Origin of the sequence: Brooklawnia sp., assembly GCF_049651565.1 — a bacterium.
Taxonomy (GTDB): Bacteria; Actinomycetota; Actinomycetes; order Propionibacteriales; family Propionibacteriaceae; genus Brooklawnia.
Genome location: NZ_JBASCI010000088.1, coordinates 1 through 10,633 on the forward strand (window position 1 = coordinate 1; position 10,633 = coordinate 10,633).

Annotated in this window: 10 protein-coding genes; 3 read left to right on the forward strand and 7 right to left on the reverse strand. The window is 67.9% G+C overall.

What is annotated here, in order from left to right; all coding sequences use genetic code 11:
* Positions 1 to 27 precede the first annotated feature (27 nt).
* Complete coding sequence (locus tag WBL05_RS04215) at positions 28 to 2,151, reverse strand: hypothetical protein (protein WP_424223972.1); 2,124 nt, start codon at positions 2,149 to 2,151, stop codon at positions 28 to 30.
* A 203-nt stretch (positions 2,152 to 2,354) separates the two neighbouring features.
* Entirely contained in the window at positions 2,355 to 2,969 is a 615-nt protein-coding gene (locus WBL05_RS04220) for an MFS transporter (RefSeq protein ID WP_424223974.1), read from the reverse strand.
* Positions 2,970 to 3,172: 203 nt separating this feature from the next.
* Here WBL05_RS04220 and WBL05_RS04225 point away from each other — a divergent pair, with 203 nt between their 5' ends.
* Positions 3,173 to 3,472, forward strand: coding sequence for a hypothetical protein (locus tag WBL05_RS04225; protein WP_424223976.1), 300 nt, complete (start codon positions 3,173 to 3,175; stop codon positions 3,470 to 3,472).
* A gap of 9 nt (positions 3,473 to 3,481) precedes the next feature.
* Here WBL05_RS04225 and WBL05_RS04230 read toward each other — a convergent pair whose 3' ends face one another.
* The gene (locus WBL05_RS04230) at positions 3,482 to 4,189 is read right to left on the reverse strand and encodes an alpha/beta fold hydrolase (RefSeq protein WP_424223978.1); all 708 of its coding nucleotides are present in this window, start codon (positions 4,187 to 4,189) and stop codon (positions 3,482 to 3,484) included.
* Positions 4,190 to 4,516: 327 nt separating this feature from the next.
* Here WBL05_RS04230 and WBL05_RS04235 point away from each other — a divergent pair, with 327 nt between their 5' ends.
* Entirely contained in the window at positions 4,517 to 5,233 is a 717-nt protein-coding gene (locus WBL05_RS04235; protein WP_424223979.1) for a hypothetical protein, read from the forward strand.
* A 163-nt stretch (positions 5,234 to 5,396) separates the two neighbouring features.
* Positions 5,397 to 6,446, forward strand: a complete 1,050-nt coding sequence (locus WBL05_RS04240) for an NAD(P)-dependent alcohol dehydrogenase (protein ID WP_424223981.1) — start codon at positions 5,397 to 5,399, stop codon at positions 6,444 to 6,446.
* A 36-nt stretch (positions 6,447 to 6,482) separates the two neighbouring features.
* Here WBL05_RS04240 and dgt read toward each other — a convergent pair whose 3' ends face one another.
* The 4 genes from dgt to WBL05_RS04260 all read right to left on the reverse strand — a co-directional run.
* On the reverse strand, positions 6,483 to 8,012 hold the full coding sequence (dgt, locus tag WBL05_RS04245; RefSeq protein ID WP_424223983.1) for a dGTP triphosphohydrolase: 1,530 nt from the start codon (positions 8,010 to 8,012) through the stop codon (positions 6,483 to 6,485).
* Between the two features lie 85 nt (positions 8,013 to 8,097).
* Positions 8,098 to 8,355 carry a 50S ribosomal protein L27 gene (rpmA, locus tag WBL05_RS04250; protein ID WP_424223985.1) on the reverse strand — a complete coding sequence of 86 codons (258 nt, stop codon included), beginning with the start codon at positions 8,353 to 8,355 and terminating at the stop codon, positions 8,098 to 8,100.
* A 9-nt stretch (positions 8,356 to 8,364) separates the two neighbouring features.
* Positions 8,365 to 8,673 (reverse strand): 50S ribosomal protein L21, encoded by a 309-nt coding sequence (gene rplU, locus WBL05_RS04255; protein WP_424223988.1) that lies wholly within the window; start codon positions 8,671 to 8,673, stop codon positions 8,365 to 8,367.
* Positions 8,674 to 8,863: 190 nt separating this feature from the next.
* Positions 8,864 to 10,633: Rne/Rng family ribonuclease (locus WBL05_RS04260; RefSeq protein ID WP_424223987.1), on the reverse strand; the 1,770-nt coding region annotated here is incomplete at its 5' end.

Below are 10,633 nucleotides of genomic sequence, written 5' to 3' on the forward strand. Positions count from 1 at the left end.
CCCGTCAGACCGGGGCTCCACCGCCGATCACGCGTCCGGCTCGGGCTCCAGATCCTGCCAGAACGGCACCGGACCCACCGGCGGCTCCTCCTCGCCGGGCTCCTCAGGCTCACCGGGCTCCCCGGCCTCGGCCGGCTGGAACTGCGGCAGCACCCCACTGTCCTGCAGGATCACCAAGCTGGTCGGCACCCGCACCTGCCACGGCTCGCCGACCTGCTCGGGCGGGTCGATCACCCGGCCCAGCTCGACGTCGGTGTAGATGTCGAGGATCTCCTGGGTGTTGAGCAGCGGCAGGTATCCCCCGGCCCAGATCAGTCCGGTGAGCAGGAACATCAGCGCCGGCCGCTCACAGCCCGGCCGCACCGGAACCACCACAGACGCGCTGCCCGCCCGCAGGAACTGCTCGAACACCGGGTCGGCGCCGCTGGCCTGCGCCGTCTTGCGCCACCGCTCCAGCCCCGCCCAGTAGTACGGATGGAACTGGTAGGTCGTCTGCGGCCACTCGAAGACCTGCTCGAAGAACTCGGTGACCGCGCCGTTCGACAACGGGTGCCGCCACTTGTCGAGCTGGGCGCCCTCGGCCTCGTCGAAGACGATCCGGGGCGTGCCGTCCTCGATCGTGATCGACGTGTGCCCCACCGCGGTGCCCTCGGTCAGCAGGTCGATGCAACCCCGCTTCAGCTCGGTCAGCTCGATCTGCCGGTACTGGTCGGTGCGCAACTGGAACGTCTGCTCCGCCACCGCCTCGCCGGCCTTCGCCTTCGCCAGCGTCCGGGCCTGGTCGTAAGCCTTCTTCCTGGCGTCGTAACCGTTCAGGATCGCCGCCCAGGTGCGCGGCTGCCACGCGTCATAGGCGGCGTCCGTGCGCTCGCCCCGGTACAGCACCTTGAAGGTCTGCACACCCTCGAACCGCGCCGTGATCGTGATCGGGATCACCTGCGCCACCTTGTCGGTGAACGCCGCGCTGGGGTGCAGCGGCTGCCACTCGTTGAAGTTCGTCTTGATGATCTTGCCGTCCGGGTCGTCCGGATCGCGGCGCACCGAAAGGTAGAAGCTGTTGTCACCCACAGTGACCAGCACCAGGTTGGTCTCGGCGACCGTCGTCCCGTCCGAAGGTTTGGCCGGCCCGGCCACCTCGCCGAGATGCAGGGCATCGACGTAGGAGCCGATATCGTCGGAGGCGCCCGCGGTCACGAAGACGCCAAGGTGGGTGACCCGATAACCGGCGTCCACCGACAGGGTGTTGTCGGTCGAGACCCAGCCCGGGTCGTTGACGGCGTCGTGCACATCGATCTTGCGCGCCTCCATCGCCTCCTGGTAGGCGATCGCGGTGCCTCCGGCCACCTCCCCAGCCGGCGGCGCCTCCAGCCCTGTGACGTCATAAAGCGCAGCCAGCCGGGCATAGTTGTCATCCTCGAGGTCCTGGTAGCTGCGGAATCCGCCGTTGGTGTTGGACGCCGGCAGCGGCTGCCAGTTCGTCCGGCTGATCCGGGACGGGTGGATCGGTTCGACCAGCTCGGCCAGCGCCGCCGACTCGTGGCTGCCTAGCAGGCTGCGGTGGAACGCCGCCGGCTCGGGGACGTTCAGCGACAGCAGCACCCGGCGTCCGTAGTTCATCAGGCGGGCGTCGTAGAGCTTGTCGACCCAGCGGTAGATGCCGTTGATGTGCTCGGTGCCGTCCACGTTGTTGAACCCCTGCAGCGAGGTGTCCTGCCGCTCGGTCAGGATGGTGATCGAGCTGACCTCCTTGATGGTGTTCTTCACCCGCTTGGTGGCCTCCTCGGTCACCGTCTTGGCGTACTCCTGCGCCGACGTAGTGGACGACGACTGCGAGGTGTTGTAGGAGGCGTTCACCGAGGCGCTGACCTGCACCGGGGCGAACTTGCCGGTGACGCTGACCCCGGCGTCGATCCCTAAGCTCGAGTTGGCCACCGAGGACGCCTGGCTGGACAACTGGAACCGCTCGTCGGTCTTCAGGCTGCTGGTGGACTCCTCCTCCAGCAAGGTCTCGATCGTCGTGGTATCGGTGGTTCGCGACAGGTTGCGGGTGGTGCGTTCGCGCTGCTCACCGCGCATCAGCGACAGGATGTCGGCGACCTCACCCTCCTCGTACGCCCGCAGTTCCTGCTCGACCAGAATCAGGTCACCCACCGCCGGCGGCGCGATGGCCCCGACCTCCAGTGGGACGCGGAAGCTGGCCGCCGTCCCGACAAGTGCCGCGGCTGCTGCTGCCGATCGTGGCTCGCCGGCGCCGGGACGTGGCTCGTCCTCGGCTGGTTGCGATGGACCGTTGGCGGGTTGTGGTTTGCCCGGCCGGTCAGGGTCGTGGACGGACGCCGCGGCCTCGCCGTCGATCAGGATGTCGTAGTCGTCGAACGCCAGCCCTCGTACAGCGTCGCGAACAGGAAGAACGTGTCGATCAGGTAGAGCCCGGCATAGCCGAGCACCGGGATCAGTGCCCCACCGACCATCGGCCCCGCGATCGCCCCGGCCGAGATGACCGTCATGTTGAGCGTGTTCGCGGCAGGCAGTTGGTCGGATGGCACCAGTTTCGGCAGGATCGCTGTCCGGGTGGGCTGGTTGATCGCGAAGAACGCCTGCTGCATGGCGAACACCCCGAGCAGGATCCAGACGTTGTTCAACCCCAGGAATGCCTGGAGCCAGAACAACCCGGAGGTGACGATCATGCCGGTGGTGGTGAATTCGAGCAGGACGCGGCGGTCCATACTGTCGGCCAGCGCGCCGCCCCACAACCCGAAGATGATCAGCGGCACCAGCCCGAACAAGCCGGTCAACCCCACCATCCCGGACGACCCGGTGATCGCGTAGATCTGCGCCGGCACCGCCACCACGGTCAGCTGGGCGCCGATGACAGTCACGACATTGGCCAGCCACAACCGTCTGAAGTCCGCCTGCTGGAGTGGGCGAGTGTCGGCGAACAGGCCCCGGATCCTGCTGCCGAGGCTCATGACACCTCCCTGGCCGATTCACCCATCACCCGGGCCACCGTACCCGGTCGGGACGCCATCCGTCGCCGAGCACTCAACCGATCACGCGCGTGGGATTCGAACGGGCCCTGCCAGCCGGGGCGGCGCCGACTTACCATGATTCCGGAGGACTCACGCCCGGGGCGATCGGCACCTGGCTCGATCAGGCCTTCCGGAGGTGCGGCATGTCACCCAGTAGGACCCATCGACACTGGCTGGTGTTGATCGCCGTGTTGGCAGCACTGCTGACCCTGTCCGCCTGCGCCGCCGGCCCGAACACCGCCGAAGCGGCCGGCGAAGCGGGTTTCTGGCAGGGGCTGTGGCACGGCATCATCGCCCCGATCACCTTCATCATCTCGCTGTTCAACGACAACGTCAGCATCTACGAGGTCGCGAACAACGGGGGCTGGTACAACTTCGGCTTCCTGATCGGGATGTCGATCATCTTCGGCGGTGGTGGCGGCGCGGCCGGGCGTCGGCGCTAACCGGGGTGGTCAGCGGTCCTCGGCCGCCTGCGCTATCAGCTCGGCGAGTTCGGCGGGCCTCGACCACATCGGCCAGTGCCCCGTCGGCAGGTCAATGTAGGTGACGTCGTCGTAGTCGAGCAGCGCGGTGAGGAACGGCATCCCCTGCTGCGCGTACTGCTGGAACGCGCTGGCCGGGAACTCGCAGCAGATCACCGTCAACGGAACGCGATGCCGGGCGTTGTTGCCGAGCTGCACCGGTTCGGCGATCACGCGGTTCGGCTGCGGCACCGCGCGCTCACGGAAGGTGCGGAGCTGTTCTGCGGTCAGGTCCTTGAAGGACCCTTCTTCGGACAGCTCGGCCCACGCGTCCGCCAGGGTTCGGTCGCCCACCTGTTCGGGGTCCATCGCGTACCCCGGACTGGCAGGCGCCGTGTCGACCAGGACGAGACGGTCCACCAGTTCGGGACGCTGGTCGAGGACGAGCGTGCCCGGGACCGCCGCCCCGCTGTGCACAACCAGGATCCGGCGCCCCGCAGGCACGTCCAGCGCCGCCTCGATGGCGGACGCCTGATCGACCAGCGTGACCTCTGGTGCGGTGCCGTCCCGGCCCCATTCCAGGCCCGGCAGCGTGAGCGGCGTCACATCGAAGCCCCGCTCGGACAGTTCGGGGACCACCGCGTCCCATGCCCACGCACCCAGCCAGTAGCCGGGCACCAAGATGATTCGTGCACTCATGTGCCCAGTGTGCACCCCTACGAGGTTCACTCGCCTCAATGACTTGGGAAATGCCCTCAAGGACGCGTAAGAATGGAGTTAGAGTTTCTTTACGCAGTCCGGGAATATTCCCTCCCACGACCCAAATTACCCACCCTTATGGGGCGGGTATTTGCGCTTGTGCAACTGCCATAGCACAGTCCGTACGATTTTCAAGGTGGGTCACATCTTGCCATCCGATTTGACTTCCGGTGCCGCCCTCCGACTAAGGTGGAAACGTAGTTGCGGACCGGGCTGGAAAGCCCTGCGCATCGAATTCCGCGAAAGCGTAAATCTTGGAGGTTGACAATGACTACGAGTACCAGAGAACAAATACATCGGGATCGAGCCACCCACGCCGACGGCTCGCAGGCCCTGGTCGTCGAGGACCGCGACCAGACCGGTCGTGAGTCCTTCCTGGGTACCGATCGGTCGAGGGGTCGCTCGAACATTTCGTGGGGAGCCATCTTCGCGGGTGTCGCGACCTTCCTCGCGCTGATGATCGTCTTCGCCATGGCCGCCGGCGCGATGGGCCTCGGTGAGGCATCGGCCACCACCGTCGGTATCTGGTCGGTCATCTTCGTGGTGATCGCACTGGCTGCTGCTGGCTACATCGCCGGCGCGCTCGCCGTTCGCGGCGGACTGTTGCACGGTTTCCTCACCTGGGCGGCCTCGATGCTCGCTTCGGTGCTGCTCGTCGGCTGGGCCGGTAGCAGTGTGCTGGGAGCCGTCGGTGGTGCGCTCGGCAATGTCGTCCAGGCCGGTACCGACCAGGTGACCACGCAGGACGTCCAGCAGATGATCGAGGAGGCCCAGGGCCAGGTCGACCAGCAGGACGTCCAGCAGGCCCAGGACGAGGCGGCCCAGACCGCTGAGCAGGCCGCCGACGCCGCGTCCACCGGTCTGTGGTGGGGCTTCGCCGGCTCGCTGATCGGCGCCGCGGTTGCGTCGTTCACCGGTGCCGCTGGCTCGCGCAGCGTCCAGACCAAGCGTGAGGACGACGTTCACGTCACCACTCGTTCCTGACGCTTAACCAACAACTGAGCGGGGAGGCATCCATCGGGTGCCTCCCCGCTTCACGTCCCCGGCACACGTGGGATGAACAACCAGACCCTGTTCCAGCGAGCTCAACCTGCGGGTCCTCCCGGCCCCCGATAGGATCATCGACAGCCAGCCCGAAGGAGCGCAGATGCCACAGGTTCTCGCCTACGTCACCGACGACGAACAGTGCCAGTTCCACCGCACCACGATCGACCGTCGCGACCCTGGCCCGACCGAGGTCTACTTCGAGATCAAGTACGCCGGCATCTGCCACTCCGACATCCACACCGCTCGCGCCGAGTGGGGCCAGCCGCTCTACCCGCTGGTGCCCGGCCACGAGATCGCCGGCATCGTCACCCAGGTCGGCGACCAGGTGACCAGGTTCGCCGTCGGCGACCGGGTCGGCGTCGGCTGTTTCGTCGACTCCTGCGGAGAGTGCGAACAGTGCCGGGCCGGCACCGAGCAGTTCTGCACCAGCCGCGAGGCGCCCACGGTGTGGACCTACAACTCGATCGGGCGCGACGGCCTGCCAACCGCCGGCGGCTACTCCCAGGGCATCACCGTCGAGCAGGACTACGTCTGCCGCATCCCCGACGCCATCCCCTTCGAGGCGGCCGCTCCCCTGCTGTGCGCCGGCATCACCCTCTACTCCCCGCTCAACCGTTGGGACGCCGGACCAGGCAAGCGGGTCGCCATCGTCGGCATGGGCGGCCTGGGACACATGGGCGTCCAGATCGCCGCGAAGATGGGCGCCGAGGTTGTCGTCATCAGCCAGACCATGTCCAAGCGCGAGGACGGCCTCAAGTTCGGCGCCTCCGACTACTTCGCCATGGACGACCCCGACCGGCTCAAGCAACTGCGCGGCAGCCTCGACCTGATCGTCTCCACCGTCTCGGCCAACATCAACCTGGACGGGCTGCTCCGGTTGCTGAAGCCGCACGGCGTGCTGGTCGACGTCGGGCTGCCCCAGCACGCGTCCACCCTGCGGCTCGGCAGCCTCACCAGCGGCAACAAGGTGCTGGCCGGCTCCAACATCGGCGGCATTCCCGAAACCCAGGAGATGCTCGACTTCTGCGCCGAACACCAGATCGCCCCGCAGACCGAGATGATCACGGGCGAGGACATCACCGCCGCCTACGACAAGGTCGTCAACTCGCAGGTGCGGTACCGCTACGTGATCGACACCTCAACCTTCTGAGCCGGCACGAGCGGCCGGGGCCAGACAGGGGGCGGGCTACAAAGTGTGCCCGATCTCCCACAACCGGTCGGGCCGCCCGTCGATGGCTTCCGAGACTGCCATCGCCTGCGCGTCGGTGAACGACGCCACATAGTCCAGCACGCCCCGACCCAGCCCGAGCCGCCGCACCTCGCGCGGGTCGATCTCCGGCACACCGTCGGGCCGGTCCCGGGCCAGCCGCAGGTACTGCTCGGTGGCCAACTCGATCAGCTCCCGCAGCCTGGCCGGCGCCCGACGCCGGTCCCAGCTGTCCTCCACCCAGGCCACCAGGCCCTTCACCGCCCGCACCAGCACCCGACCCAGCCCCCGCTGGTACATCCCGATGTCCGCCCGGTCGAGCACGAAGTGCTTGTGGATGAACTTCAGCACCTCAACCTCGTGCCAGGCCAGCTGGTCGAGCGTCACCAGCCCGGTCCGCGGGTTGTCCGGCGGCGCCAGCACCACCGACTCGCGCAGGTGGTGGATCCAGTGCCTGGTGAACGCCGCCACCGCCCGCTCCGCCCGGAACGAACCGTCGAAGCCCTCGGCCAGCATCCCGTCCACAAGATCACGCGACACGTTGCGAACCGCCTCCCAGAACGCGTCCGGGTCGGCGACCCACGGGTCGTCCCTGACCGTCTTGCGCCGCAACAACTCCAGCGAACTGCCGGCAGGCGGCCGCCGCGACATCAGTTCGTCACCGGTCAGCGTGCGCAGTTCCCGCCAGTTCTCCAGCCACTCCTTGAACTCGCGACCCACCGCCCCGTCACCGAGCAGCCCGGCCCGGTGGAAATCCTCGATGTCGTGCACCGAGTACGCGATGTCGTCGGCGATGTCCATCACCGATGCCTCGAATGACTGCTGCAACGGCAGGACGCCATGGGCGGCGCTGCGGGCCACCTGCAGGTCGGCGGCGTCCAGGAAGTACGCCGAGTACTTGCGGACGCGCAGCTCTCCCTCGATCCAGCGCAGCCCCGGCGGCACCGGTTCGCCCTCCTGACCGGGCAACTCCAGGCAGGGCAGCCACGGATACTTGGCCACCGCCGACCTGGTGGCCGCGGTCAGGTTCAACCCGCGAGTCGAGCCGTGGATGACGTCCAGCGAGGCGATTATCCGGTAGGTCTGCGCGTTGCCCTCGTAGCCGTCGGCCAGACCCAGCCAGTCCCGGGCCAGCCGGTCCAGCACCTGCTCCCCCACATGCCCGAACGGCGGATGCCCCAGGTCGTGCGCACTGGCCGCCGCCCGCACCACCGCCGAGTCGCAGACGTATTCCGCGGGCAGCCGCTCGGCCGCCCGGGCCGCCAGCTGCTCCCGCATCTCGATCGCGATCGGATGGGCCACCGCGCTCACCTTGAGCGAGTGGGTCAGCCGGTTGTGCACGTCGGAGCGGCCACCGGTCGCGCCGATCACCTGGGTGACCGCCGACAGCCGGGAATAGAACGGTGAGAACCGGATCCGCTCCAGGTCGACGAGGAACGGAGTGGCCTCGTCCTCGGGACTGAACCGGTTGACCCCTTCACCGGTCATCCGGCTGGTGCGCGAGATCATCGGCGGCCACCCTCCTCGTCGTCAAATGCAAAGGCGAGGGACGCCGTGCCTGCGTCCCTCGCCATCATGCCTTGCTTGCTGTTGTTCAGGCCTCGAGCGGTTCGATGTTGACCACCTGGCGTCCGCGCCGGGTTCCGAACTGAACCTTGCCCGCCACCATCGCGAACAGGGTGTCGTCGCCGCCGCGGCCCACGCCCTCGCCGGGGTGGAAGTGGGTGCCGCGCTGCCGGACGATGATCTCGCCGGCGTTGACCTGCTGCCCGCCGAAGCGCTTCACACCGAGGCGCTGGGAGTTGGAATCACGACCGTTGCGCGAGCTGGACGCGCCCTTCTTGTGTGCCATCTGTCTACCTCAGCCTTCGATTCCGGTGACCTTGACCTGGGTGTACTTCTGACGATGCCCCTGGCGCTTGGTGTAGCCGGTCTTGTTCTTGTACTTCAGGATCCGCACCTTGGGACCCTTCACCTCGCCGAGCACCTCGGCAGTCACCGAGGCCTTGCCCAGCTTGTCCTGGGCGGTGGTGATGTCATCGCCGTCAACCAGCATCAGGGGCTGCAGCTTGATGCTGCTGCCGACCTCGTCAGCGACCCGGTCGATCTGGACGATGTCACCCACGGCCACCTTGTGCTGGCGGCCGCCACTGCGCACGATCGCGTACACGCCTGACTCACTCTCGCTCACCCGTCCCCACCGAATGGCAGGGCCGGAACTGTTTGGTTCATGCCTGGTGGCGTCACAGCCGACAACCTCACTGGCCACGACACCCAACGCCTTGCGGTGATCCGACCGACCTTGATCGTCAGACGTGGACGCACCGAAGATCCATGTTACGTCCGGTTCGCCCAGCCGGTCAAACCGTCTCCGCCGGGACGGGGTTCGCTGCAGCCGGCTCCCCGACGACGGGCTCCACCGCGGCTGCCGCCGGTTCTGCCATCGGGACGCCGCTGCTCTGCGCCGGTTCGATGCCATCGGTCGAGGCCGGCTGCTCCAGGTGGTGCCGGGACGCCGCAGCCACCTTGGCCGCGGCCTGCCGGGCGACCTCCGACGGCTGTACCTGGTTGGCCTTGCTCGCCTCCTCCGACCTGGTCCGCCGGGCGTTGGCGGACCGACCCCGGCCGCGGTTGCTGTCACCGCTGCCGTTGCCCGACCGGCCACCGCGCCGCTCCCCACCATCGGCGGGAGCCTGCGAATCCACCGGTTCGTCGTGGCGGACGTAGCCGCGCCCGCCGCAGTGCTCGCAGGTCTCGGTGAACGCCTCGGCCAGGCCGGTGCCGATCCGCTTGCGGGTCATCTGCACCAGCCCGAGACTGGTCACCTCGCTGACCTGGTGGCGGGTCCGGTCGCGGCCCAGGCACTCGACCAGCCGGCGCAGCAACAGCTCGCGGTTGGCCGGCAGCACCATGTCGATGAAGTCGATCACGATGATGCCGCCCAGGTCGCGCAGCCGAAGCTGCCGGACGATCTCCTCGGCCGCTTCCAGGTTGTTGCGGGTGACAGTCTCCTCGAGGTTGCCGCCGCTGCCGGTGAACTTGCCGGTGTTGACGTCGATCACCGTCATCGCCTCGGTGCGGTCGATCACCAGCGAACCGCCGCTGGGCAGGAAGACCTTGCGCTCCAGCGCCTTGCTGATCTGCTCGTCGAGCCGGTACCTGGCGAACAGGTCGCCCTCACCGGTGTCCCACTTGACCAGCCGGTCGCTGAGCTGCGGGGCCACGTGGTCGATGTACGCGGCGATCTGGTCGTGGGCGTCGTCCGCCCCGCCGTTGCCGGCCACCACCAACTGCTTGAAGTCCTCGGTGAAGGTGTCGCGGATGATCCGCAGCGTCAGGTCGGGCTCGGTGTACAGCTGCTGGGGGGCGCTGCCCTGCTTCGACCGCTTCTCGATCTGCTGCCATTGCGCCTTGAGCCGCTCGACGTCGCGGACCAGTTCGTCCTGAGAGGCACCCTCGGCGGCGGTCCTGACAATCACCGATGACTCATCGGCCAGCACGCTGTCCAGCACCTGCTTCAGGCGCTGGCGTTCGGCGTCCGGCAACTTGCGGCTGATGCCCGACAGGTGACCGCCGGGTGAGTAGACCACGTAGCGTCCTGGGATCGAGATGTGACCGGTGAGCCGGGCGCCCTTGGCGCCGACCGGGTCCTTGCTGACCTGCACCAGCACCGACTGGCCCGACTTGAAGACCTGCTCGACCTTGCGGCCCTCGGGGGCCACGTCGAACGAATCCCAGTCGACCTCGCCGGCGTATAGCACCGCGTTGCGGCCGCGGCCGATGTCGATGAAGACTGCCTCCATGCTGGGCAGCACGTTCTGCACCCGGCCGAGGTAGATGTTGCCGATCAGCGACGTCGAGGTCGACCGGTCGACATAGTGCTCGACCAGCACGCCGTCCTCGAGCACCGCGAGCTGGGTGTAGCCGTCGCGCTGGCGCACCAGCATCACCCGCTCGACCGATTCGCGGCGGGCCAGGAACTCGGCCTCGGTCAGGATCGGCGCCCGGTGCCGGCCGGCGGCCCGGCCCTCACGACGACGCTGCTTCTTCGCCTCCAGCCGGGTCGAGCCCTCGATGCCGGAGATCTCGTCGGTCAGCGTCCGGCGCGGCTCCCGCACCCGCACCACCAC

What these genes read in the sequence shown, in the direction of transcription:
- dgt (WP_424223983.1), bottom strand. Translation starts at nt 8,012, where the DNA reads ATGATCTCGCGCACCAGCCGGATGACCGGTGAAGGGGTCAACCGGTTC.
- WBL05_RS04230 (WP_424223978.1), bottom strand. Translation starts at nt 4,189, where the DNA reads ATGAGTGCACGAATCATCTTGGTGCCCGGCTACTGGCTGGGTGCGTGG.
- WBL05_RS04240 (WP_424223981.1), top strand. Translation starts at nt 5,397, where the DNA reads ATGCCACAGGTTCTCGCCTACGTCACCGACGACGAACAGTGCCAGTTC.
- WBL05_RS04235 (WP_424223979.1), top strand. Translation starts at nt 4,517, where the DNA reads ATGACTACGAGTACCAGAGAACAAATACATCGGGATCGAGCCACCCAC.
- rpmA (WP_424223985.1), bottom strand. Translation starts at nt 8,355, where the DNA reads ATGGCACACAAGAAGGGCGCGTCCAGCTCGCGCAACGGTCGTGATTCC.
- WBL05_RS04220 (WP_424223974.1), bottom strand. Translation starts at nt 2,969, where the DNA reads ATGAGCCTCGGCAGCAGGATCCGGGGCCTGTTCGCCGACACTCGCCCA.
- WBL05_RS04225 (WP_424223976.1), top strand. Translation starts at nt 3,173, where the DNA reads ATGTCACCCAGTAGGACCCATCGACACTGGCTGGTGTTGATCGCCGTG.